We start from the raw sequence: 23,416 nt of genomic DNA, 5'->3' as shown, positions 1-23,416 counted from the left end.
GCACCGCCGGCGGACTCCGGCCGTGGCTACGGCACCTGTGGGGTCAACGGCTCGGAGCCGGCCGATGTTCCACCCCGGCGGCGCCGGCGCAGACCGGTGGCCGCGGCGAAGCCGCAGGCCAGCAGGCCCGTCACGGCGAGCGCCCACTCGGGCGCCGCGCCCACCCGGTCGGCCACGGTCGTCCCGTCGCGCAGCGGCACCACGGCGTTCAGCACGGCCGGGGTCAGCTCCTCGGTCCGGGAGACCACCGAGCCGTCCGGGGCGATCACCGCGCTGATCCCGCTGGTGGCGGCGATCAGCACCGCGCGGCCGTGCTCGACCGCGCGCAGCCGGGACATCGCGAGCTGCTGCTCGGGCTGGCCGCTCTCGGCGTAGGTGGCGTTGTTGGTCTGGACGACCAGCACCCGGCCGCCGTCGTTGACGGTGTCGCGGACGATCTCGTCGTAGGCGACCTCGAAGCAGATCACGTCGCCGATCCGGGCCGGGCCGAGCTGCATCACACCGTTGTGGGTGCCCGGGTAGAAGTCGCGGGCGACCCGCTGCAGGCGCTCGATCACCTGGGACAGCTCGGCGCGGAACGGCACGTACTCGCCGAACGGCACCGGGTGCTGCTTGGTGTACGAGGCCCCGGGGCCGCTCGCCGGGTCCCAGACGATGCCGTTGTTCTGCACGTGCTGGGCGTCCGGGCCGTCCACCAGGGCGCCGACCAGGGTCGGCACGCCGATGCTGCGGACCGCCTCGTCGATCCGGGCGTACGCCGCGGGGTCGGAGTAGGGGTCGAGGTCGGAGGAGTTCTCCGGCCAGATCACGATGTCCGGGCGCGGGGCGCGGCCCGCCGCGACGTCCGCGGCCAGCCGCTCGGTCTCGGCGGCGTGGTTGTTGAGCACCATCATCGGGCGGCCGAGGAAGTCCATCCCGGGCTTGGCCACGTTGCCCTGGACCAGCGCGACCTTGACGGTGTCGTCGGCGCCGGTGGGTACCGGCACCAGGTAGCCCGCCAGCAGCGCCGCCAGCGCACCGACGGCGCCCGGGGCGGCCAGCGGGAAGGAGCGCCGGGGGCCGTTGCGCAGCCGCAGTGCGGCCCAGGCCAGCAGGGCGCCGGACAGCGCCACGGCGAAGGTCACCAGCGGGGCGCCACCGAGCGCGGCCAGCGGGGTGAACGGGCTCGCCGTGTTGGCGAAGGCCAGCCGGCCCCACGGGAAGCCGCCGAGCGGCAGCCGGTCCCTGGCCCACTCCTGGGTGACCCACAGGCAGGCGGTCCACAGCGGCCAGCCGGGCAGCCGGGAGGTGAGCGCGAGCGCGCCGCCGAGCAGCGCCAGGAACAGCGCCTCCACCACGGACAGGCCGATGGTGGCGTCCCAGCCGATCACCCGCAGCCAGGACAGCAGCGCCAGGAAGAACGGCAGCCCGAACGCGAAGCCGGTCCAGGCGCCCTGCCGGACCGTGCGGCCCCGGGTCAGCAGCGAGAAGCCGGCCACCGCCAGGAAGGACAGCGGCCACAGGTCGTACGGCGGGAAGGAGGCCGCCAGCAGCAGACCGGCGAGCACGGCGAGACCGGTCCGGGGCAGGCCCGCACGGATCCGGGCGAGCCGCCCGGGCCGCTGCCGGGGCTGCCCGGCCTCGCCTGCCGACCCGGCGTCCGCCGCCGGGTGCTCCTGCTGTACGGGCAGGGCCACCTGCGTACCGCCTCTCTCGTCGGGTCCGTCCTCGATCCGGCCGCCCACGATCGAGAGCCGTCCGAAGACGGTACCCCGCACCAGTATCCGCCCGGCTCACGGGGTGTCGCGGCTCACACCGGCCGCCGCCGGGCGGGTCGGCGGACGTGCACCGTACGACCGCGGACCACGGTGCGCAGGCAGGTGGGCAGGGGTGCGCCCGGGGTGAGGTCGGGCAGGCCCGGGGTGCCGGAGCGGGGGTCGGTGGACCAGCCGGCCACCCGGTCGTCGGGGGCCTGCACGACCAGGTCGGTGGCGTCCCAGACCGCGAAGCTGGCGACCGCGCCGGGCACCAGCACGCCGTCCTGGTCGCGGCCGAGCGCCCGCCAGCCGCCGCGGGTGTGGGCGGTGAAGGCGGCGCGGACCGAGATCCGGTGCTCCGGCGTGCGGTGGAAGGCGGCGGCCCGGACGGTGCCCCAGGGGTCGAGCGGGGTGACCGGCGCATCGGAGCCGAAGGCGAGCAGGACGCCGGCCTTCAGCAGCGCGGCGAACGGGTTCAGGCCGGCCGCCCGCTCGGCGCCCAGCCGCTGGACGTACATGCCGTCCGGGCCGCCCCAGGCGGCGTCGAACGCGGGCTGCACGGAGGCGGTCAGGCCGAGCTCGGTGAAGGCCGCGATGGACTTGTCGTCGAGCGACTCGGCGTGCTCGACCCGGTGCCGGGCGGCCTTCACCCGGGCGGGGCCGACCCGGTCGGCGGCGGCCCGCACGCCGTCCAGGACGGCGGTCACGGCGGCGTCGCCGATCGCGTGGAAGCCGGCCTGCAGGCCCGCCTCGGTGCAGGCGGCGACGTGGTCGGCGATCTGCTCGGCGCTCAGGTAGGCGGCGCCGGTGTGCTCGGCGTCGGCGTACGGGGTGTGCAGGCAGGCGGTGTGCGAGCCGAGCGCCCCGTCGACGAACAGGTCGCCGCCGGCGCCGACCGCCCCGAGCCGCCGGGCGGTGTCGACGCCGCCGAGCTCGCCCCAGTAGCCGAAGACCTCGGGGCCGTCGGTGGCGGCGGCCAGCTCGAGCAGCGCCGCGAGGTCCTGCTCGGAGGAGATCTGCGGTCCCGCGCACTCGTGCAGGGCGCCGATGCCGAGCTCGGCGGCGCGCCGCAGGGTGGCCAGCTGGGCGGCGCGGCGCTGGTCCGGCGTGAGGTGGGCCAGTGCGGCAGCCCGCACGGCGTGGTGGGCGTCGCGGCTGAGCGGGCCGTCGGGGTGGTGGCCGGGGAGGGCGGCCAGGTCCTCGGTGAGGGCGCGCAGCGCGGTGGAGGCGAGCGCGGAGTGCACGTCGGTGCGCGACAGGTACAGCGCGGCGCCGCCGGCCGCCCGGTCGAGTTCGGCCTGGGTCGGCGGGCGGCCCTCGGGCCAGCCGGACTCGTCCCAGCCGTGGCCGATCAGCACGCCGCCGGCAGGGGCGTCGGCGGCGAAGCGGGCGATCCGCTCCAGTGCCTCGGCGAGCGTCGGGCAGCCGGTCAGGTCCAGGCCGGTGAGCGCCAGGCCGGTCGAGGTGGCGTGCACGTGGGCGTCGACGAAGGCCGGGGTGACCAGGGCACCGGCCAGCTCCACCACCTCGTCGGCGATGTCGGCGTAGGCCTCGGCCGCGCCGTCGCTGCCGACCCAGGCGACCTGCTCCCCCTCCACCAGCATGGCGGTGGCAAAGGGGTCGGCGGGGCTGTAGACGTTGCCGCCGCGCAGCAGCACGGTGCGGTTGGTGCGTTCGGTCATGGGCACAAGTCTGCACCCGACCGGTGCGCGTCAGAGCTTCGGGGGGCGCGCCTCGTACGGGGTGGACAGCACCACGGTGGTGCGGGTGGAGACGCCGGCGGCGGACCTGATCCGGGCCAGCAGGTCCTCCAGGTCGCCCGGTCCGGGGACCCTGACCTTGAGGATGTAGTTCTCGTCGCCGGCGACGCTGTGGCAGGCCTCGATCTCGGGCAACTGGACCAGCCGGTCCGGGGTGTCGTCCGGGGCGCTGGGGTCGAACGGCTTGACGGAGATGAAGGCGGTCAACGCCAGGTTGACGGCCTGGGGGTCGACGATCGCCGTGTAGCCGCGGATCACCCCCCGCTGTTCGAGGCGGCGCACCCGCTGGTGCACCGCCGAGGTGGACAGGCCGGTGGCCTTGCCCAGGTCCGTGTAGCTCATCCGGCCGTCTTCGAGAAGCAGCTGGACGATGCGCTGGTCGAGATCCTCCACAAGGCGCAAACCTAGCGCCCCGGGGAGCCGTACGCCGACCCGGCGGCTCATCCGCCCGGCCGCGCGGCGATCCGGCGCACCGCCCGCGGCCCGCCGGGACCGGCCGGGCGCTGCGGGGCCCCGCCCGGCCCCGATACCGAACCGGCGCATTGCAGGGGGCACATGCCACCAGAATGTGGCGAAGGACACACCCCGTGCATCATCGTGCGCCGACCTGCAGGGTTATGACGGTCCGTCGGCGGGAAGTGCTGCTGTTGGCCCGGGCTTACCGAGGCCGGCCCGATCCGAGGGGGATCCCGATGCCTGCCACTGACCAACGCTCATCCAGCGTCGAGGACGAACGCGCCGAGACCGGACGGCACGAGGACGACGGCTACGCCGACTTCGGCCCGACCCCGGGCGCGGACCCGGGCGAGGCCGAGACCTGGGAGATCGTCCGGGTGCACTGCCCGTCCTGCGACCGCCCGATCGCGCTGGTGGGCGACGAGGACCGGCTGCCGCTGCACGCCGTCCTGCCGACCGCCTGGCACCCCTTCTCGCCGGCCGTCTGCGCGGGCTCCGGCTCGCCCGCCGACGACCTGGCCGAGTGCGACGCCGCCGAGCACGCCGGCCCCGGCCTGGACGAGCTGCTCGCCCTGCCGGCCGAGCTGGACTGGCGCACCCAGCCGTTCTCGCACGCCGGCCAGCGGCGCACCGTCGAGGACGCCCCGCCGGTCCCCGCCCAGCGTGGTGCCCGGGGACGGCGCTGACCGCTGCCGCCGCACCCCGGGCCCGCGGTCACCGGCCGGTCAGGTGCCGGCCGATGACCAGGCGCTGGACCTGGTTGGTGCCCTCGACGATCTGCAGCACCTTCGCCTCGCGCATGTAGCGCTCGGCCGGGTAGTCCTGGGTGTAGCCGTAGCCGCCGAGGACCTGCACCGCGTCGGTGGTGACCCGCATCGCGGCGTCGGTGCAGAACAGCTTGGCCATCGCCGCCTCCTTGGAGAAGGCCAGACCGGCGTCCTTGAGCCGGGCGGCGGCCAGGTACAGCGCCCGGCCGGCCTCGATCTGGGTGGCCATGTCGGCGAGCATGAAGGACAGCCCCTGGAAGTCGGCGATCGGCCGGCCGAACTGCTGCCGGGTACCGGCGTAGTCGACGGCCAGGTCCAGCGCCGCCTGGGCGACGCCGATCGCGCAGGCCGCGATGCCGAGCCGGCCCGAGTCGAGGGCGGCCAGGGCGATCTGGAAGCCCTGGCCCTCCTCGCCGATCAGCCGCTCGCGGGCCACCCGGACGCCGTCGAAGTGCAGCTGCGCGGTCGGCGAGGACCGCATGCCCATCTTGTGCTCCGGCGGGGCCGCCGACAGCCCGGCCGCCCCGCCCGGCACCAGCAGGCAGCTGATGCCGCGGGCGCCGTCCTCGCCGGTGCGCACCATCGAGCTGTAGAAGTCCGCGTGGCCGCCGTGGGTGATCCACGCCTTGGTGCCGCTGACCACGTACTCCTCGCCGTCCACCACCGCGCGGGTGCGCAGCGAGGCCGCGTCGGAGCCCGACTGCGGCTCGGAGAGGCAGTACGCGCCGAGCTGCTCGCCGCTGAGCATGCCGGGCAGCCAGCGGTCGCGCTGCTCGTCGGTGCCGAAGACGGCCAGGGCGTGGCAGGAGAGGGTGTGCACGCTGACGCCGAGGCCGACGGCCAGCCAGCCGGCCGCCAGCTCCTCCAGGACCTGGAGGTACACCTCGTAGGGCTGGTCGCCGCCGCCGTACTGCTCGCCGTACGGCAGGGACAGCAGGCCGGCCCGGCCCAGGGTGCGGAACACCTCGCGGGGGAAGCGGTCACCGGCCTCGTCGGCGGCGGCGTGCGGGGCGACCTCGTTGTGTACCAGCTCGCGGGTGAGGCCCAGCAGCTCGCGGGCCTCCTCGCTGGGCAGCTGACGGTCCACGGGCTTGGCGGATACGGCGCTCATGGCTGCGTCTCCTCGATTCGGCGGGCCCTGGTGTGGCGGGCCCGGGGACGGGGCTGACGGGTCTGGGTGGACCGTCACCGGCCGAAGTGAACGGTCGTTCACAGGCGCGGCGATGCGAGTATGCCCGATATCGACCCAGGCAGTCACCGTCGACGGTCGAACGCCCATCGAACGGAGTCCTAGAGTGGCCAGGTGATTGACCCGGCCGACCCGCGCGACATTCCCGGCACCCCGGACATACCGGACGGCCTGCCGGACCGGCTCGGCGCCCTGGCGCCCTCGCTCGGGCCGGTGCGGCTGGTCGCGGTGGACGGGCACGCCGGGTCCGGCAAGACCACCTTCGCGGCCCGGGTGGCCGCCGCGCTCGGCGGGGCGCCGGTGGTGCACCTGGACGGCCTGGCGACCCACGAGGAGCCGTTCGGCTGGGTCGGGCGGCTGCGCTCGCAGGTGCTGGCACCGCTGGCGGCGGGCCGGGCGGCCGAGTACCAGGTCTACGACTGGACGCTGCGGCGCTTCGCCACGTCCCGGCGGATCCCGGCGGCGCCGGTGGTCCTGCTGGAGGGGGTCGGCGCGGGACGGCGCGCGGTGCGCCCGGCGCTCGCCGCGCTGGTGTGGATGGAGCTGGACGCGGCCGCCGCCCGGCGCCGGGGCGAGCTGCGGGACGGTCCGGAACTGGCCGAGTTCTGGGCCGGCTGGGCCCGCGCGGAGCGGGCGCACTTCGCCGCCGACCCCAGCCGCCCGTACGCCGGCCTGCGGGTCGACGGGGTCACCGGACGGATCGTCCGGGGCACCGTCGGTGACCCCGCGCACGGCCCTTGACCTGGGACGTCGCCAGGACTTAGGTTCACTTCACGCGGGAGATAGTTGATCCCGCAACATTGGACTCGGCGCCTCCGGCTTGTTCCCCCGTGAGCCGGAGGCGCCGTGCTGTCCTCCCCCACCGGCCCCGCCGGGGCCAACAGCCCGGCCACCCCTTGGATTTGAAGCGGTGCGGCACCCTTCCGGATCAGCCTCGCGCCGGTACGATTCCAGTCAGGCGCACAGGCGCTCCGGGGGTTGCGGACGGACGGGCGGGGGTTGCCTGCCGCTCGTCGACCGACTTGGCCTCGATGCACTCGGCGGGGGGCGTGAGTGACGGTGGAGACGTCCGACTTCGGTTCCGGCGGCCCGGGGGCCGCCCGGCAGGCCGACCGCGCCTGGCTGCGCGCCACCGACGCCTACGCGGCCGGTTCGTACGCGCGCGCCGAGGAGGAGTTCCGCACCGCCGTCGAACTCGACCCGGCGATGGCCGACGCCTGGCTCGGCCTGCACGCGCTGCGCAGCGACACCTCCGGCGCACTGCTCGCCATGTACCGCCACCAGGACCGGTTCGGGGAGCAGCGCAGACGCCACCGACGGCCGCTCAGTTCCTGGTACTGGCTGGGCTGGTGGGTGCAGCCGGTCCTGGAGGACACCCGCGACCTGCTGCTGGCGCACGCCTCGCACTGGCTCGACGGCCGGCACCTGACCGAGCTCGACCGGGCGCTCGCCGAGTGCCCGCCGCCCGAGCAGGACCCCTCGGTCCGCTTCCTGCACGCCTGCCGCTCCTACCTGGTGAAGGACTGGGAGCAGCTGATCCGGGACACCGACCGGCTGCTGGACGACCCGGTGCTGGGCATCGAGGCCGGGCTGTTCGGCGGGATGGCCCGGGTCCGGCTCGACATGTGCGCCCAGGCGCAGGCCCCGCTCGCCGCGTCGCTGGCCCGGTGCCGCTCCGAGCAGCCGCAGCGCAAGGAGCTGCGGTACTGGCTGGCCCGGGCGTACGAGGGCGCCGGGCGCAGCGCCGCCGCGCTGCCGCTGTACCGTGCCGTGCACCGGGCCGATCCGGCGTTCATGGACACCTCCGCGCGGCTGGCGGCGATCGCCACCGACGGGGTGCTGGAGGGGTTGCTGCTCTCCGACGAGGACCGGGCGATGCTCGAACCGGCCCTGCCCGACTCCGAGTTCGACCCGGATCCGGATCCGGATCCCGACCCCGGTGCCGGCCGAGGCCCCGGGCCGGACGCCGGACCGCAGGGCGACCAGGACCCCGGCCCGGAACCGTCCGAGCCGTCCGGTCCCGGCGGGTTCGGCGTGGTCGCACCGGCCGGCGGGGGCGGGCCGGCCGGGCGGTTCGGCTCCCCCGGTGCCGGTGCCGGTGGCGAGTCGGCGGGCGACGCCGCCGGCGAGCCTTCCCCGGCCGACCGCTCGGCCTGCGCCGCCGGTCCCGCGTCCGCGGCCGTGGCCGCCGGGCCGCAGGACCGGCCGGCGGCCGGCGCGGTGTACCCGCGCGGCGCGGGCGGGGCGGCGGGCGACGACGGCCAGTTGGCCGAGGCGCTCGCCGCGCTGGAGCGGATGGTGGGCCTGGATCCGGTGAAGCGGCAGGTCAGGGCGTTGTCGGCGCAGCTGCGGATGGCCCGGCTACGGGCCGACCAGGGGCTGCCGGTACAGCCGCCGAAACGTCACTTCGTCTTCTCCGGGCCCTCCGGCACCGGCAAGACCACGGTCGCCCGGATCCTCGGCCGGGTCTTCCACGCGCTCGGCCTGCTCTCCGGCGACCACCTGGTCGAGGCGCAGCGGGCGGACCTGGTGGGCGAGTTCCTCGGCCAGACCGCCGTCAAGGCCAACGAGCTGATCGACTCGGCGCTGGACGGCGTGCTGTTCATCGACGAGGCCTACAGCCTGTCCAACTCGGGCTACACCAAGGGCGACGCGTACGGCGACGAGGCGCTGCAGGTGCTGCTCAAGCGCGCCGAGGACAACCGCGACCGGCTGGTGGTGATCCTGGCCGGCTACCCGGCCGGGATGAACCGGCTGCTGGCCGCCAACCCCGGCCTCAACTCCCGGTTCACCACCCGGGTCGACTTCCCCAGCTACCGGCCCGCCGAGCTGGCCGAGATCGGCCGCACGCTGGCCGCCGCCGACGGCGACGGCTGGGACCAGGACGCCAGCGAGGAGCTGGCCTCGATCTGCGCCCACGTGGTCGGCGAGGGCTGGATCGACGACCTCGGCAACGGCCGCTTCGTGCGGACCCTGTACGAGAAGTCCTGCGCCTACCGGGACCTGCGGCTGTCCGCGCAGGGCGGACTGCCCAGCCGGGAGGACCTGGCGGCCCTGCGGCTGCCCGACCTGCTCCAGGCCTACGGCGAGCTGATCGACGGCCGGGGCGGCGGCTAGGGCGGCTTGCGAAGTCGCGTCGGACAAGGCCGCGGCGTCGGGCGCCCGGAATCGCCCTCGTACCGGGCCGGCCGTACGCGGGTGATCCGGGCGTGCGTCCAGCCGGGGGTACCTCCCGGCCGAAGGCTGGGGAGCGTCGCGGACCCGGCGGGGCTTTGCAGACGCGCCCCAGGCCGTGTCCGGCAGTCCCCGCCGGGCGCCCGGTGCTCTTTCGGGCCCCGACCGGGAGGCGCCCCCGGCCGGACGCACCGGCGACTCGCCCCTGCACGGCCCGGTACGAGGGGGTTTCGCCGGCACGCCCCGCCGGGCGCCCGACGCCGCGCGCCGATCCGACGGGACCTGTCGGACACGGCCCGGCCCGCGCCGGACGGCGACCGCCCCCGGCCTCGGGGGGCTCGGGGGCGGTACGGGGCCGGGCGGGGTGTCAGGCGCGGGCCGCCGGGCGGTGGTCCGGGTCGTGGACCTCGCCGACCAGCTCCTCCAGGACGTCCTCCAGCGCGACCAGGCCGAGCTGGCGGCCGTCCGGGCCGGCCGCCACGGCGAGGTGGGCGGCGTCCCGGCGCATCGCGCCGAGGGCGTCGTCCAGGCGCATGCTGCCCGGGAGCACGGTGACCGGACGCCACAGCCGGGCGGGCACCGCCGCGTCCGGGTCCTCGACCTCCAGGCTGTCCTTGACGTGCAGGTACCCGCGGACGGTGCCGTCGGCGCCGACCACCGGGAAGCGGGAGAAGCCGGTCCGTACCGCGAGCCGCTCGATCTCCCGGGCGGTCACGTCGGTGCCGACCGAGACCAGCTGCTCGGGCGGCAGCAGGACCTCGGTGATCGGCCGGTCGCCGAGCTCCAGCGCGTCCTCCAGCCGCTCCTGGCGGCTGCGGTCCAGCAGGCCCGCGTCCCGGGAGTCGGTGAGCAGCAGGACCAGTTGCTCGGTGGTGAAGACCGACGCCACCTCGTCCCGGCCCTGCACCTTGAACAGCCGCAGCACGGCGTTGGCGAAGGCGTTCAGGAAGCGGATCACCGGGGCGATCCAGCGGGCCAGCCGGTCGAGCGGCGGGCCGAGCCACAGCGCGGCCTTCTCCGGGCCGGCCAGCGCGATGTTCTTGGGCACCATCTCGCCGAGCACCATGTGCAGGAAGACCACCAGCGCCAGTGCCAGCGCGTAGCTGAGCGGGTGCATCAGCGACTCCGGCACGCCGATCGCGTGGAACGGCCCCTCCACCAGGTCGGCGATGGTCGGCTCGGCGAGCGCGCCGAGCAGCAGTGAGCAGACGGTGATGCCGAGTTGGGCGGCAGCCAGCATGGCGGAGACGTTGGACAGCGCGTGCAGCACGGTCCGGGCCCGCCGGTCGCCGGCCTCGGCGAGCGGTTCGATCTGGCTGCGCCGGACCGAGATGACCGCGAACTCGGCGCCGACGAAGAAGGCATTGCCGACCAGCAGCAGGATCGAGGCGGCCAGCAGGAGCACGGTCATCGGGTCTGGTCCTCGTCGTACCGGTCGGCTCGGGTGCGCCGGATCTCCACCCGGCTGGTGCGGTGCCGCTCCACGGCGAGCACGGTGAAGTGCCAGCCGGGCAGCTCGGCCTGCTCGCCGACCTCGGGGAGCTTGCCGAGCAGGTCGGCGAGCAGCCCGCCGAGGGTCTCGTAAGGGCCCTCCGGGGCGTGCAGGCCGATGGCCTCCAGCTGGTCGGTCCTGGCCCGGCCGTCGGCCTCCCAGACCGGCAGGCCGTCGGCGGCGGGCAGCGGGCGCAGTTCGGGGACGTCGGCGGGGTCGTGCTCGTCCTGGACCTCGCCGACCACCTCCTCGACGATGTCCTCGATGGTGACCACGCCGGCGGTGCCGCCGTACTCGTCGACCACGATGGCCATCGGCTGCTGCCGGCGCAGCAGGTCGAGCAGGCGCTCGGCGGGCAGCGTCTCGGGGACCAGCAGCGGGGTGACCGCGAGCGGGCCGACCCGGGTGGCGGCGCGGTGCTCGGCCGGGACGGCGAGCGCGTCCTTGAGCGTGACCGTGCCGCTGACCTCGTCCAGGCTGTGGCCGTAGACCGGGAAGCGGGACAGGCCGGTGGCCCTGGTCAGGTTGATCACGTCGGCGGCGCTGGCGTCCTGCTGGAGGGCGGCGACGGCGACGCGGGGGGTCATCACGCTCTCCGCGGTCAGCTGGCCGAGGCCGAGCGTGCGCACGAACAGGGTGGCGGACTCCTCGTCTATCGCGCCCTCGCGGGCCGAGTGCCGGGCCAGCGCGACCAGTTCGGCGGGGGTGCGGGCGTGGCCGAGCTCCTCCTGGGGCTCCAGGCCGATGGCCCGGACCAGCCGGTCGGCGGCGCCGTTCAGGACGGTGATCAGCGGCCGGCAGACGGTGGAGAAGGCCCGTTGCGGACCGACCACCGCGTAGGCGACCTGGACCGGCCGGGCGATCGCCCAGTTCTTCGGGACCAGCTCGCCGATCACCATCTGGACCACGGTGGCGAGCACCAGGCCGGTGATGACGGCGACGGTGCTCGCGGCGGAGGCGGGGACGCCCACGGCGGTCAGCACCGGGGTGAGCAGGTCGGAGAGCGCGGGCGCGGCAAGCATACCGACCACCAGCGAGGTGACGGTGATGCCGAGCTGGGCGCCGGAGAGCTGGAAGGAGAGCTTGCGCAGGGCCTTCAGCAGGCCCTTGGCGCGGCGGTCGCCGCCGGCGGCGGCCCGTTCGACCTCACCGCGCTCGACGGTGACGAAGGCGAACTCGGCGGCCACGAAGAGGCCGTTGGCGAGGATGAGCAGCACGGCGGCCGCGAGCATGAGCCAGGCGGTGGTCACGGGGCCGCCTGCCTTCCGTGCGTGCGTGGCGAGGCGGCGCTGGTACTACCGGACGGATCGTCCATCGAGGGGAGGTGTCACTCCTCTGGTCGGGATGGGCTCGAAGGCGGCCGGGTGCTTTGCCCCGGCTTTACCAGCGTAGACGATACCCGAACGAGTGTAGGGATCCCGGTCGGTGGGCCTCGGAGGCACGCCGGGGGCGGTCAGGACGCGTGGTGTCCGTCGACCAGGTCGCGCAGGGTGCGGGCGGCCGCGATGGCCCGGTCCCGGCCGCCGCCGGCCTGGATGCCCACGGCCGCCAGCGCGGTGCCGTCGGCCAGGTCCAGCACCACCCAGGGGTCGCCCGCCCGGAAGTTGACCCGGACGATCTCCGCCCAGGCCAGCCGGCGGCTGCGGACGAAGTTGACCACGGTCACGCCCTCGGCGTCGGCCCGCACCCGCGGCCGGGCCAGCATCAGCGCGACGCCGGCGAACAGCAGGCCGCTGACCACCATCGCCACCCGGTCGTTGAGGTGCCAGTTGGCGGGCAGCGCGAAGGCGATCACGGTGAAGACGATCACCAGCAGCACGGACATCGGCACCAGCACGGCCCGGGTGCGGCGGGGGGCCCAGGTGACGGGAAGGGCGTCGGCGGTGGACACGTCGGGGCTCCAGGGAGAACGGGCGGAGGCCGCCAGGCCCCCGCCCGCGTCGGGTCGGTCGGGTTGCTCGGAGGAGGTCAGAGGCGGCAGGCGTGGATGTTGGTCACCAGGATCGCCCGGGCGCCGATGCCCCACAGGTCGTCCATGATCCGCTGGGCCTCCTTGCGGAGCACCATCGAACGGACCGCCACCCAGCCCTCGGTGTGCAGCGGCGAGACGGTCGGCGACTCCAGACCGGGGGTGAGGGCGACCGCCTCGCTCACCTTCTCGACCCGGATGTCGTAGTCCATCAGCACGTAGCGGCGCGCCACCAGCACGCCCTGGAGCCGGCGCATGAACTGCTCGACGCCCGCGTCCTCGCCCGCGCCCTTGGGGCGGATCACCACGGCGTCGGAGACCAGGATCGGCTCGCCGAACACCTCCAGGCCCGCGTTGCGCAGGCTGGTGCCGGTCTCCACCACGTCCGCGATCACGTCCGCGACGCCGAGCTGCACCGCGGTCTCCACCGCGCCGTCCAGCTTGGTCACGGTCGCCTTGACGCCCTGCTCGGCCAGGTGCTGCTCGACCAGGCCGGTGTACGAGGTGGCGATCCGCAGGCCCTCCAGGCTCTGCACGTCCGTGACGTCCAGGCCGACCGGCTTGGCGAACCGGAAGGTGGAGCCGCTGAACCCGAGGGACAGCACCTCCTCGGCGTCGGACGCGGAATCCAGCAGCAGGTCGCGGCCGGTGATGCCGACGTCCAGCCGGCCGGAGCCGACGTAGACGGCGATGTCGCGGGGGCGCAGGAAGAAGAACTCCACCTGGTTGTCCGGGTCGACCAGCACCAGTTCCTTGGGGTCCTTGCGCTGCCGGTACCCGGCCTCATGGAGCATCTCCGCCGCGGGACCCGAGAGCGAACCCTTGTTGGGGACGGCGATGCGCAGCATGAGAGGCGGGTTCCTTCGCTGGGGGGCGGTTCGGTACGGAGCTGGGGTGCGGATCAGAGGTGCGCGTAGACGTCGTCGAGCGTCAGCCCGCGCGCGACCATCATCACCTGAAGGTGGTACAGGAGCTGGGAGATCTCCTCGGCCGTCCGCTCGTCGGACTCGTGCTCGGCGGCCATCCAGACCTCGGCGGCCTCCTCGACGACCTTCTTGCCGATCGCATGGACGCCCTGCTGGACGAGCTGCGCGGTACGGGAGGACGAGGGGTCGCCGGCGGCGGCCTTCTGCTGGAGCTCGGAGAAGAGCTCCTCGAATGTCTTGGAAGCCATGATGGACTCACCTTACGGCCTGCCGGCGAGGGCCCGGTAAACAGTTCCGCAACGTGGACAGTCCGCTGGACACCCCCGCGGGGCCCGCCGGCCGCGGTCGTCCGGGCCGGCGGGCGGGTACCTCAGTGCCAGGGCTCGGAGACCGCGCGCAGCGCGGCGACGGTGGCCAGCGCGGCGGTCACGGCCTCGTGCCCCTTGTCCTCGGCCGAGCCGGGCAGGCCCGCACGGTCCAGCGCCTGCTCCTCGTTGTCGCAGGTCAGCACGCCGAAGCCGACCGGTACGCCGGTCTGCACGGCGACCTCGGTGAGGCCGAGGGTGGCGGCCTGGCAGACGTAGTCGAAGTGCGGGGTGCCGCCGCGGATCACCACGCCGAGGGCGACCACGGCGTCGTAGCCGCGGCCGGCCAGCTGCTTGGCGGCGACCGGCAGTTCGAAGGTGCCCGGGACGCGGACCACGGTGGGCTCGTCGATGCCGAGTTCCTTGAGCGCCCGGTGGGCGCCGTCCAGCAGGCCGTTCATGACCTGGTCGTGCCACTGCGCGGCGATCACCGCGACCCGCAGGTCGGCGCAGTTCTTCAGGGTCAGCTCGGGGGCTCCGTGGCCGCTCACGTCTCTACTTCCTGTTCGCTGGATGGGGGTCGGGCGTGGTCGGGATGGGGTACGGGTCAGGCGCCGTCGTCGTCGAGCCAGGGCAGCTGGTGGCCCATCCGGTCGCGCTTGGTGCGCAGGTAGCCGAGGTTGTGCTCGCTGGTGCGGACGGCGAGCGGCAGCCGGCCCTTGACCTTCAGGCCGTGCTCGGTGAGCGCGGCGTGCTTGTCCGGGTTGTTGGTGAGCAGGGTCAGCGAGCGCACGCCGAGGTCGGCGAGCATCTGGGCGCCGATGCTGTAGTCCCGGCCGTCGGCGGGCAGCCCCAGCTCCAGGTTGGCGTCGACGGTGTCGCGGCCCTGCTCCTGGAGCTCGTACGCGCGCAGCTTGTGGGCCAGGCCGATGCCGCGGCCCTCGTGGCCGCGCAGGTAGAGCACCACGCCGCGGCCGGCCTCGGCGACCTGCTGCAGCGAGGCCTGCAGCTGCGGCCCGCAGTCGCAGCGCAGCGAGCCGAACACGTCGCCGGTCAGGCACTCCGAGTGCAGCCGGACCAGGACGTCCTCGCCCTCGGGCAGCCGTCCGTCGGCGTCCAGGCCGCCGGCCACCAGGGCCAGGTGCTCGACGCCGTCGATGGTGCCGCGGTAGGCGACCGCGGTGAACCCGCCGTGCTCGGTGGGCAGCGCGGTGACGGCGGCCCGGTCCACGTGCAGCTCGGTGCGGCGGCGGTAGGCGATCAGGTCCTCGATCGAGATGATCGCCAGACCGTGCTCGCGGGCGAAGGCCACCAGCTCGGGCAGCCGGGCCATGGTGCCGTCGTCGTTGACCACCTCGGCGATGGCGCCGGCCGGGGCCAGACCGGCCAGCCGGGCCAGGTCGACGGCGGCCTCGGTGTGGCCGGGGCGCACCAGCACCCCGCCCTCGACGGCGCGCAGCGGGAAGACGTGGCCGGGCCGGGTCAGGTCGCCCGGCTCGGTGGCGGCCGCGGCGAGCAGCCGGACGGTGCGGGCCCGGTCGGCGGCCGAGATGCCGGTGGAGACGCCGTCGCGGGCGTCCACCGAGACGGCGTAGGCGGTGCCCTTGCGGTCCTCGTTGACCCGGGTCATCGGGGGCAGGTCGAGCCGGTCCAGCTCGTCGCCGGTCATCGGGACGCAGATCACGCCGGAGCTGTAGCGGATGGTGAAGGCCATCAGCTCGGGAGTGGCGGCCGAGGCGGCGAAGACGATGTCGCCCTCGTTCTCGCGGTCCTCGTCGTCCACCACGATCACCGGGCGGCCGAGGGCGATGTCGGCGATGGCTCGCTCGACCGGGTCGAGCACCGGCTCGTCGACGATCTGATCGGTGGTCATGCCGTCACTCCCTGGGGGATGGTGGTGTGCCCGGGGCGCGGGGCGCGGCTGCGCAGCCACCAGGAGCGCAGGCCGAGCAGCACCAGGACGAAGTAGATGCTGTAGGTGAGGCCGGAGAAGGCGTAGCCGCTGTTGAAGGCGAGCGGGACGCCGACCACGTCGACCGCGATCCAGGCGAACCAGAACTCCACCCAGCCGCGTGCCTGGGCGTACATCGCGGCCAGCGTGCCGACGAAGATGTAGGCGTCCGCCCACGGGCTCCAGGACCAGGACGGGTTGGCGAAGTAGAGCCCCGCGAGGGCGAGCGTGCCGAGCGCCAGCGCGGCGGTGAGCGCGGCCCGTTCACGCCAGGAGGCGAACCGGACGGCGATCTCGCCGGCGCTCCGCCGCCCCTGCCGCCAGCGGGTCCAGCCCCAGGCGGCCGCGGCGATCACGATCACCTGCTTGCCGATCAGGCCGGGGTTGGGCGAGTCGCCGCCGAGGTACGCGGTGATCAGCACCGCACCGGAGAGCAGCTGGACGGGCCAGCTCCACACCGAGCGGCGCCAGCCGAGCGCGAGGCCGGCGAAGCCGAGCAGGTTGCCCAGCATGTCGGACCAGATCACGTGCTGGCCGAAGGCGGTGAAGGCGGTGCCGCCGAGCCAGTTCACTTCGGCTCCCCGGCGATGGTGGCGGGCAGGGTACGGGTCTCGAGCAGCCGCTCGACGTACTTGGCGAGGACGTCGACCTCGAGGTTGACCGGGTCGCCGACGGCCTTGGCGCCGAGCGTGGTCAGTTCGAGGGTCGCGGGGATGAGCGAGACGGTGAAGGAGTCGAGGGCGGCCTCGACCACGGTCAGGCTGACGCCGTCGACGGTGATCGAGCCCTTCTCGACCAGGTAGCGGGTGATGCCCTGGGGCAGTGAGAAGCGCAGCACCTCCCAGCGGGGGGTGCCGTCGGCGTCAAGGTCGCCGCTCTCGCGGGAGAGCAGGGTGCCGGTCGCGTCGACGTGGCCCTGGACCAGGTGGCCGCCGAGCCGGGCGCCGAGCGACATGGCGCGCTCCAGGTTGACCCGGGAGCCGGGCCGCAGCGCGCCGAGGCTGGAGCGGTGCAGCGTCTCGGCCATCACGTCGGCGCTGAACTCGCCGGTGCGGGCCGCCAGTTGCTCGGGCTTGTCGAGTACGGTCAGGCAGACGCCGTTGACCGCGATGGAGTCGCCGTGGCGGGCGTCCGAACAGACCACCGGGCCACGCAGGCGGATACGCGAGGAGTCGCCGATCTCCTCGATGGAGACGACCTCGCCGAGCTCTTCGATGATGCCGGTGAACACCCGGGTTCTCCTCGCGCTTGGGGCGCGGACTCCGGGGCGGCACATGGGAGATGACGCGGACAGCCGGTACGGACGGTGGCACCCCGCGCCCGGCGCCGTCGCCGGACGGGAGCTCTCCCGTCGCACCTGCGCCACGGCTCGCGGGGCAAGCCGTGGTCCAACTGATCCGCCGCGCACGCCTCCCATCCGGACTTTAACCGTCGGTCCAGGAATTTCACCTGGTCAACCGGCCGCTGGCTGCGGACGGGTCGCGGACTGTAACCGCCGGTTCGGATTTTCACCGACCCCGGAGTGCGCTGAACGTCACTGCTACTACACCTGTCATTCTGCCATGGCCGCCGAGCGGGCAGCAGACCCCCGGCATGTGGCCTGCTTCACTCCGCCACCGTCCGGTCACGGGAATAACGGCGGGCCCGCGACGGCCGGCCGCCGCACCCGAAATGGCTTCCCCCTCAGGTCGGCGACGGGCTAGGTTCCCGGTACGTGAACACACCGCCCGCACCCCGCAGCCCCGTCTTCGCCGCCCTCGCCTCCGCCGCCGTCCGGGAGGTGGCCGGGCTGCGCGAGCTGTACGAGATACCGAGCGACCTGGTCCGGCGCAAGGAGGTCGACCGGATCCACGAAGCGGCACGGAGCGTGATCGACCGCTCGCCCCTGGTGTTCCTGGCCAGCGCCGGCGCCGACGGGCGCTGCGACGTGACACCGCGCGGCGGCCCGCCCGGATTCGTCTCGGTACTGGACGAGTACACGCTCGCCCTGCCGGACGCCACCGGCAACCGGCGGCTGGACTCGCTGCACAACATCGTGGAGACCGGCCGGGCCGGCCTGATCTTCGTGATCCCCGGCCGCGAGGCCACCCTGCGGGTCAACGGGCGGGCCTGCGTCTCCACCGACCCGCGGCTGCTGGAGCGGCTGACGCCGGTCGGCAAGCCGCCGCGCAGCGCGATCGTCGTCGAGGCCGAGGAGGTCTACGGGCACTGCCCCAAGGCACTCCTGCGCAGCTCCGCCTGGAAGCCGGAGCACTGGCCGGCCCCGGACGCCGCCCCGAGCTCCGCCGAGGTCACCCTCTCCCACCTGGGCGACCCGACGCTGACCCTGGCGGACATCCTCCGGTCGGAGGCGGAGTCGCTGCTGTACCGCTACGAGTGACGGCCGCAGACGCGGTGGCGGCGGTGGAGCCCGGCGAGGGATGGGCAAGGGTGCGGCGGTGAGCGGGCGGAGCGATGGCCGGTGGAAATCCAAATGCCGGGCGTACAGGGAAGCTTCCCTGTCCACCCGGCATTTCGCGTGATACGCGCGGAGTCTCAGTTCGCGGCGTCGGCCGGCGGCTGCACCGGGGCCGGGGCCTGCGCCCGGTTGCTGCGCTCGGTGAAGTTCTTGACGGCGGCGGCGATCAGCACGACCGGCAGAATGAACACCTTGAAGAAGATGATGTAGTCGCCGCCCTCGAAAATGAACCCGAGGTAGACGCCGTAACCGAGGAAACCGGCGCCGAAGAGGCCGTTCAGGGCCCGCATACCGGCGCTCTGGCCCAGGCCGGCGGCGGCAATGCCGATCAGGGCCAGACCGCTGACGAGCAGCAGGACGACGTACCAGGAGAAGAGCGGCTCGGCGGAGAAGTCGAGGTTCAAGAAGAATTCCCAGGTGAGGTGAGGTGGGGCGACGGTCCGCGACCATAGCGGATCCAGGTGACATCCGCTCCGTCGCAGCCCGGCACGGAAGACAGCCCGCCGAACCGGGCGGGGGCCCGATCGCGTGGCGGCGCCAGAATGCCATGCGGACATCCGGGTTGACCACGGATTATCCACGCTCGTGGGTCGGCCGGGAAATCCCCGAATGCCTTTCGGCATCAATTCGGGCAATACCGGGCGAGAGGCCCATGAACGGGCCAAGGAGTTGCAAGGTCGGCCCAATGCCCCGCACGGCCGGACGGGCGGTCCGCCCGCCCGGCGCGCTCCCCCGTACCGGTGAATCCCGGCCGGCGCCTCAAAGCCGCCGCCCGAGCGCCCGACCGGCGCCAACTCCGCTGGCGGACGGCCGAGCACGGGTCCCGCGGCGGACCGCCGCAGGCACCGACAGACAGCCCGCGGGCGCACGGCACCGGGCTGCCGGGCGGGGATACTCGCTCCCGTGCGCATTCTGATCGCGACCGCCGGTTCGCGCGGCGACGTGTCCCCGTTCCTCGGTCTCGGGAGCCGGCTGACCGCCGCAGGGTTCACCGTCGCACTGGCCACCCACACCGCCTTCGAGGGCCAAGTCCGTTCGGCAGGGCTGGAGTTCCGTCCGCTGCCGGTCGACCCCCGGGCCGAACTCGCCTCCGAGCACGGCCAGCGGCTGCTGCGGGCGGGCAACGGCCCGGCAACGGTCGGGCGGCTGATCCGAATGGCCCGGCGGTTCATGCCGGAGCTGGCGTCGGGCGTGCTGGACGCCATACGGCAGGGCACCGACCTGGTGCTGCTGTCCGCGCCGACGGCGCCGCTGGGGCAGGTCGCGGCCGAGGCGCACGGGGTGCCCAGCGCGGGCCTTTACCTCCAACCGCTGCGGCCGACCCGCGCGTTCCCCCCGGTCGTGGGCGGCAGCGCCCGCTCGCTCGGGCGGCGGGGCAACCTGCTGGCGGGCCGGGCGGCCGACCTGGCCGTCGACCGGCTGTACGCACCGACGGTCCGCACCCTGCGCGCCCACCTCGGGCTGCCGCCCCTCCCGCGCGGCCCGGGCCGGCGGGCCCGCGAGGACTGGCCGGTCTTCCACGGTTTCTCCCCCTCCGTGGTCCCGCGGCCCGCGGACTGGACGGCCTCCGCCCGGATCAGCGGCTACTGGTGGCCGTACGACGACGGCGACTGGCAGCCACCCGCCCGGCTGACCGAGTTCCTCGCCGCGGGACCGCCCCCGGTGTACGTGGGCTTCGGCAGTCTGGTGGTGGCCGACGCCCAGCGGCTGGGCCGGACCGTCGCCGCCGCGCTGCGCGCGGCCCGGGTCCGCGCGGTGGTCCAACGCGGCTGGACCGGGCTCCAGTTGGACCACCCCGACGTGCTCACCGTGGACGAGGTCCCGCACTCCTGGCTGTTCCCCCGGATGGCGGCGGTGGTGCACCACTCCGGCGCGGGCACCACCGGCGCCGGGCTCCGTGCGGGCGTGCCCGCCGTGCCCGTACCCGCACAGCTCGACGGGGCCTTCTGGGCGGCCCGGCTGACGGCCCTCCGGGTCAGCCCGGGGCCCGTCCCGCTGGCCCGGCTGACCCCCGGCCGGCTGGCGGACGCCCTGCACCGGGCGGTGCACGACCCCCTGTACCGGGCGCGCGCCCAGCAGTTGGCCGGCCGGCTGGCGACCGAGGACGGCGCGGCGGACGTCCTGCGGTTCGCCCGCCGGGTCGCCGACGGTGGCGGCGGACCGCACCCGGCAGCGGCCGAGTGACGCCACCGGACGGGCCGGGACGGACCGGCTGGGCGGGCTGGGACGGACCGGCTGGGCGGGCTGGGCGCAACAGGAACGCCGAACGGGCAGCGGGCAGGCGAGCCGGACGGCCGGGGCTGGGCGCACCGGGCGGTCCGGACCGGGGCCCGGCTCCCCCGGCCTCCGGCCGAGAGGTGCTCGCGTACGGCGATCGGCGACCGGTTACCGGCCGGGCCGCGGGCGTGCCCGGGCCGGCCCTACGGGCGTCCGCCGGGTCGTCGACGCCAGGCGGCCCCCCGGCCCCGGCCGGGCGGGCGGTGGCCGCGCCCGACACGACTCCGCAGACCGCGCCGGCCTTGCGGCACGCGCTCTAGGGTGGCGCCATGACCCCGGAGATCTCCCGAGTGTCGGAGGCGACCGACGAGCTCGTCACCGCGCTGCGGCAGCTCGTGCCGCAACTGTCCTCCTCCGCGGCACCGGTGAGCCGCGAGTCGGTCGCCGAGGTGATCGGCTGCCCGGCCAACACCGTGCTGACCGCCCGGCTGGACGGGCGGATCGTGGGCACCCTGACGCTGGTGGTGTTCCCGCTGCCGAGCGGTCTGCGGGCCTGGATCGAGGACGTGGTGGTGGACGCCTCCGCGCGGGGCCACGGGGTCGGCCGGGCGCTGACCCGTGACGCACTGCGGCGGGCGGCCGAGCTGGGCGTCCGGACGGTCGACCTCACCTCCCGCCCGTCCCGGGTGGCGGCCAACCGGCTGTACCGCACGCTCGGTTTCGAGGTGCGCGATTCGAACGTCCTCAGGTACGCGGTGGACCCGGCCGGGGAGCCGCCCACCCCCGTGGGGCAGGTCCCCGGCCGGTGATCGAGGTGCCTCCGGGGCCTCCGCGAGTAGGTGGCCCGGTACAGCGCGGGGCGGGGAGCCCCTGTCATTCCGGCAGCAGCAGATTCACGTCGCCGAACTCGTGCCAGAGGTAGCGGCCTGCCACCGCCTCGGCGTAGCAGCGCTCCAGCAGCGGCCGGCCGGCCACCGCCTCCAGCATCTGCAGGTGCGACGCCTGCGGCTCGTGCCAGCCGGTGAGCAGGCCGTCCACCGCGCGGACCCCGCGCTCGGGTGTGATCACCAGTTCGGTCCAGCCCTCGGCCGGGTGCAGCCGCCCGTCCGGGTCCGCCACCGTTTCGAGCGCCCGGACCACGGTGGTGCCGACCGCGACCACCCGCCCGCCGCCGGAGCGGACGTGCTCCACCAGGCCGGCGGTGCTCGGCGGGACCCGGAACCGTTCGGCGTACGGCGCTTCGTGGGCCTCCGGCGAGGCGACCCCGGTGTGCAGCGTGACCGGCGCGACCAGGACCCCGCGGGCGGCCAGCCGGGCCACCGTGGTGGCGGTGAACGGCCTTGCCGCGCTGGGCATTTCGCTGCTGCCCGGCTCGGTCGCGAAGACCGTCTGGTAGGCCTCGATCGGCCAGTCGCGGTCGACGTAGCCGTAGCGGATCGCCCGGCCGTACCGGCCGAGGTACTCGATCGGCGGGCCCGGCAGGACCAGCCTGGCGTGCCAGAGCCGGTGGGTGTGCGGGGCGGTGAGTTCCGCCGACGCGCCGCCCGGCAGGTCGATCCGCAGCCCGGCCCGGGCGGGTGAGCTGCCCGGCGGGTAGTACACGGCGGCGCCGGCGGTGGGACGGCGCAGCTCGACCAGGTGGTGGCCGAGCGGGTCGGGCCGGGCGGTGGACAGGTGCAGGGCGATCTCCGTGCCGTCCGGGAGGCGGCCGGGCAGGGCGGCGGGCAGGGTGGCCGAGTTGTTGACCACCAGCAGGTCGCCCGGGCGCAGCAGTTCGGGCAGTTCGTGGAAGTGCCGGTGTTCGGTGGTGAGGGTGTCGCGCCGGCCGACCAGCATCCGGATGCCGTCGCGGGTGAGGCCCCGGGCCTCGGCCGGGGCGCGGGCGGACAGCTCGGGCGGGACGGTGACGGCGAGCCGGCCGTCCGGTACGTGACTCACCGTCATCTCACTCACCGTCCGCGAGCAGGGCCGCGGCGCTGTAGCGGCCGGAGGCGGGACGGTCGCGCAGCAGGGCACGGAAGGCGGGGACGACGGTGACGGGCAGCGGCCGGTCGGAGATGTCCTCACCGGGGAAGGCCTCCTGGTGCATCCGGGTCCGCAGGTCGCCGGGGTCCACGGCCCAGACCCGCAGCTCCGGCTCCTCGCGGGCGAGTACGGCGGAGATCTGGTCGAGCGCCGCCTTGCTGGCGCCGTACGCGCCCCAGCCCGGGTACGGCTCGACGGCCGCGTCGGAGCTGATGTTGAGGACGGCGCCGCTCCGGACGCGCAGTTGGTGCAGCAGCAACTGGGTGAGGACGGTCGGGCCGAGCACGTTGACCTCGAAGGTCTCCAGCAGGCCGGGCCGGGGGTGCTCGGCGAGGGTGGGCAGCGGGGCGCCGTCCAGGTCGTAACCGGTGAGCGTGGAGGCGTTGTTGACCAGGAGGTCGGCACCGCCGAGCGCGGCCGCGGCCTCGGCGAGGCGTACCCGGTGATCGTCGTCGACGACGGAGCCGGGCAGGGCCACCACCTCGGTGACGGCGGCGAGTTCGGTCTCGGCCTCGGCGAGGGCGGCGGGGTCGCGGGCGGTGATCACCAGGTGCCAGCCGTCGGCGGCCAGCGCGCGGGCCAGTTCGCGGCCGAGGCCGCGGGAGGCGCCGGTGAGGACGGCGACGGGCGCCCGGCCGGGCCGGCGGCCCTGCGGGTCGTGGTGGTGGAGGTGGTGCGGCTCGCGCTGCGTTTCGGTCATGCCCCGAGCCTGCCTCCCGGACCGCCCCCGGCAGATCGGGCGGCGGCCGGGAGCCCGGCGGGCCCTTCGGCGTAGGCCGCCCGGACCAGGACGGCAGGACCAGGACCGAGGCCGGGACCGGCTCTGGGTGGGGCCGGACGCGCCGGCGCCCCGCGCACCCTGGTCGGGTGGGCGGGGCGTCGGTGTGTGGTGCGGGGGCCTTACTTGGTGAGGCCGGCCTTGACGGAGCAGACCGGCCAGGCGCCGGGGCCCTGGGAGGCGAGGACCTTCTCGGCGACGTTGATCTGCTGG

The 23,416-nt window shown here is 74.9% G+C and carries 22 protein-coding genes, 1 pseudogene and 1 riboswitch; of the genes and pseudogenes, 6 read left to right on the top strand and 17 right to left on the bottom strand.

Annotated elements, in window-relative coordinates; all coding sequences use genetic code 11:
• Positions 1–26: 26 nt before the first annotated feature.
• Genes lnt through AB0D08_RS24690 form a run of 3 tightly spaced genes read right to left on the bottom strand, consistent with a single transcriptional unit; the run spans position 27 to position 3,889 of the window.
• Complete coding sequence (gene lnt / locus AB0D08_RS24700; protein ID WP_359891612.1) at positions 27–1,757, bottom strand: apolipoprotein N-acyltransferase; 1,731 nt, start codon at positions 1,755–1,757, stop codon at positions 27–29.
• A gap of 32 nt (positions 1,758–1,789) precedes the next feature.
• Positions 1,790–3,418, bottom strand: a complete 1,629-nt coding sequence (locus tag AB0D08_RS24695) for an amidohydrolase (protein ID WP_359891609.1) — start codon at positions 3,416–3,418, stop codon at positions 1,790–1,792.
• Between the two features lie 30 nt (positions 3,419–3,448).
• The gene (locus tag AB0D08_RS24690; RefSeq protein ID WP_199520361.1) at positions 3,449–3,889 is read right to left on the bottom strand and encodes an Lrp/AsnC family transcriptional regulator; all 441 of its coding nucleotides are present in this window, start codon (positions 3,887–3,889) and stop codon (positions 3,449–3,451) included.
• A 299-nt stretch (positions 3,890–4,188) separates the two neighbouring features.
• On the opposite strand from AB0D08_RS24690, the gene AB0D08_RS24685 reads away from it, so the two are divergent.
• Entirely contained in the window at positions 4,189–4,638 is a 450-nt protein-coding gene (locus AB0D08_RS24685; RefSeq protein ID WP_051812795.1) for a hypothetical protein, read from the top strand.
• Positions 4,639–4,666: 28 nt separating this feature from the next.
• On the opposite strand, the gene AB0D08_RS24680 is transcribed toward AB0D08_RS24685, so the two are convergent.
• Entirely contained in the window at positions 4,667–5,830 is a 1,164-nt protein-coding gene (locus tag AB0D08_RS24680; protein WP_033821382.1) for an acyl-CoA dehydrogenase family protein, read from the bottom strand.
• Positions 5,831–6,049: 219 nt separating this feature from the next.
• Here AB0D08_RS24680 and AB0D08_RS24675 point away from each other — a divergent pair, with 219 nt between their 5' ends.
• Both AB0D08_RS24675 and AB0D08_RS24670 read left to right on the top strand, forming a co-directional pair.
• Positions 6,050–6,649 carry a hypothetical protein gene (locus tag AB0D08_RS24675; RefSeq protein ID WP_359891641.1) on the top strand — a complete coding sequence of 200 codons (600 nt, stop codon included), beginning with the start codon at positions 6,050–6,052 and terminating at the stop codon, positions 6,647–6,649.
• 318 nt (positions 6,650–6,967) lie between these two features.
• Positions 6,968–9,025 (top strand): AAA family ATPase, encoded by a 2,058-nt coding sequence (locus AB0D08_RS24670; RefSeq protein ID WP_359891638.1) that lies wholly within the window; start codon positions 6,968–6,970, stop codon positions 9,023–9,025.
• Between the two features lie 424 nt (positions 9,026–9,449).
• Here AB0D08_RS24670 and AB0D08_RS24665 read toward each other — a convergent pair whose 3' ends face one another.
• The 9 genes from AB0D08_RS24665 to AB0D08_RS24625 all read right to left on the bottom strand — a co-directional run bounded on the left by AB0D08_RS24665 (position 9,450) and on the right by AB0D08_RS24625 (position 16,956).
• Entirely contained in the window at positions 9,450–10,493 is a 1,044-nt protein-coding gene (locus AB0D08_RS24665) for a hemolysin family protein (RefSeq protein ID WP_033823373.1), read from the bottom strand.
• A complete protein-coding gene (locus AB0D08_RS24660) occupies positions 10,490–11,824 on the bottom strand; it encodes a hemolysin family protein (RefSeq protein ID WP_033823374.1) in 1,335 nt (444 codons plus the stop codon). Before AB0D08_RS24660 ends, AB0D08_RS24665 begins: the two co-directional genes overlap by 4 nt.
• Before the next feature lie 203 nt (positions 11,825–12,027).
• Complete coding sequence (locus AB0D08_RS24655; protein WP_359891603.1) at positions 12,028–12,465, bottom strand: PH domain-containing protein; 438 nt, start codon at positions 12,463–12,465, stop codon at positions 12,028–12,030.
• A gap of 77 nt (positions 12,466–12,542) precedes the next feature.
• The gene (gene hisG / locus AB0D08_RS24650) at positions 12,543–13,391 is read right to left on the bottom strand and encodes an ATP phosphoribosyltransferase (RefSeq protein WP_033823376.1); all 849 of its coding nucleotides are present in this window, start codon (positions 13,389–13,391) and stop codon (positions 12,543–12,545) included.
• A 53-nt stretch (positions 13,392–13,444) separates the two neighbouring features.
• On the bottom strand, positions 13,445–13,717 hold the full coding sequence (locus AB0D08_RS24645; protein WP_033823377.1) for a phosphoribosyl-ATP diphosphatase: 273 nt from the start codon (positions 13,715–13,717) through the stop codon (positions 13,445–13,447).
• Positions 13,718–13,839: 122 nt separating this feature from the next.
• Positions 13,840–14,325 (bottom strand): 6,7-dimethyl-8-ribityllumazine synthase, encoded by a 486-nt coding sequence (gene ribH / locus AB0D08_RS24640; RefSeq protein ID WP_033823378.1) that lies wholly within the window; start codon positions 14,323–14,325, stop codon positions 13,840–13,842.
• A 56-nt stretch (positions 14,326–14,381) separates the two neighbouring features.
• Positions 14,382–15,647 (bottom strand): bifunctional 3,4-dihydroxy-2-butanone-4-phosphate synthase/GTP cyclohydrolase II, encoded by a 1,266-nt coding sequence (locus tag AB0D08_RS24635; protein WP_033823379.1) that lies wholly within the window; start codon positions 15,645–15,647, stop codon positions 14,382–14,384.
• Positions 15,644–16,237 carry a nicotinamide mononucleotide transporter family protein gene (locus AB0D08_RS24630; RefSeq protein WP_082526915.1) on the bottom strand — a complete coding sequence of 198 codons (594 nt, stop codon included), beginning with the start codon at positions 16,235–16,237 and terminating at the stop codon, positions 15,644–15,646. The genes AB0D08_RS24635 and AB0D08_RS24630 overlap by 4 nt, the downstream gene beginning before the upstream one ends.
• A 56-nt stretch (positions 16,238–16,293) precedes the next feature.
• Complete coding sequence (locus AB0D08_RS24625) at positions 16,294–16,956, bottom strand: riboflavin synthase (protein WP_033823381.1); 663 nt, start codon at positions 16,954–16,956, stop codon at positions 16,294–16,296.
• Between the two features lie 170 nt (positions 16,957–17,126).
• A riboswitch (FMN riboswitch) is annotated at positions 17,127–17,254 on the bottom strand.
• 251 nt (positions 17,255–17,505) lie between these two features.
• Here AB0D08_RS24625 and AB0D08_RS24620 point away from each other — a divergent pair.
• Entirely contained in the window at positions 17,506–18,105 is a 600-nt protein-coding gene (locus AB0D08_RS24620; protein ID WP_359891636.1) for an MSMEG_1061 family FMN-dependent PPOX-type flavoprotein, read from the top strand.
• Positions 18,106–18,260: 155 nt separating this feature from the next.
• Here AB0D08_RS24620 and AB0D08_RS24615 read toward each other — a convergent pair whose 3' ends face one another.
• The gene (locus tag AB0D08_RS24615) at positions 18,261–18,587 is read right to left on the bottom strand and encodes a hypothetical protein (RefSeq protein ID WP_051813699.1); all 327 of its coding nucleotides are present in this window, start codon (positions 18,585–18,587) and stop codon (positions 18,261–18,263) included.
• Between the two features lie 499 nt (positions 18,588–19,086).
• On the opposite strand from AB0D08_RS24615, the gene AB0D08_RS24610 reads away from it, so the two are divergent.
• Both AB0D08_RS24610 and AB0D08_RS24605 read left to right on the top strand, forming a co-directional pair.
• A complete protein-coding gene (locus AB0D08_RS24610) occupies positions 19,087–20,367 on the top strand; it encodes a glycosyltransferase (protein WP_033823383.1) in 1,281 nt (426 codons plus the stop codon).
• Positions 20,368–20,729: 362 nt separating this feature from the next.
• Positions 20,730–21,209 carry a GNAT family N-acetyltransferase gene (locus tag AB0D08_RS24605; protein ID WP_051813094.1) on the top strand — a complete coding sequence of 160 codons (480 nt, stop codon included), beginning with the start codon at positions 20,730–20,732 and terminating at the stop codon, positions 21,207–21,209.
• 64 nt (positions 21,210–21,273) lie between these two features.
• On the opposite strand, the gene AB0D08_RS24600 is transcribed toward AB0D08_RS24605, so the two are convergent.
• The 3 genes and pseudogenes from AB0D08_RS24600 to AB0D08_RS24590 all read right to left on the bottom strand — a co-directional run.
• The gene (locus AB0D08_RS24600) at positions 21,274–22,344 is read right to left on the bottom strand and encodes an S-adenosylmethionine:tRNA ribosyltransferase-isomerase (protein WP_033822062.1); all 1,071 of its coding nucleotides are present in this window, start codon (positions 22,342–22,344) and stop codon (positions 21,274–21,276) included.
• A gap of 1 nt (position 22,345) precedes the next feature.
• Positions 22,346–23,125: an SDR family oxidoreductase gene (locus AB0D08_RS24595; protein ID WP_082526751.1), complete on the bottom strand. Its 780-nt coding sequence runs from the start codon at positions 23,123–23,125 to the stop codon at positions 22,346–22,348.
• A gap of 203 nt (positions 23,126–23,328) precedes the next feature.
• Positions 23,329–23,416, bottom strand: a pseudogene (locus AB0D08_RS24590) (transglycosylase family protein); the annotation flags it as partial.

Source organism: Kitasatospora sp. NPDC048540 (assembly GCF_040651175.1).
In the GTDB taxonomy this organism is placed as follows: Bacteria; Actinomycetota; Actinomycetes; order Streptomycetales; family Streptomycetaceae; genus Kitasatospora.
The sequence above is the reverse complement of the archived record's forward strand: the minus strand, read 5'-3'. Positions and strand labels throughout refer to the sequence as shown.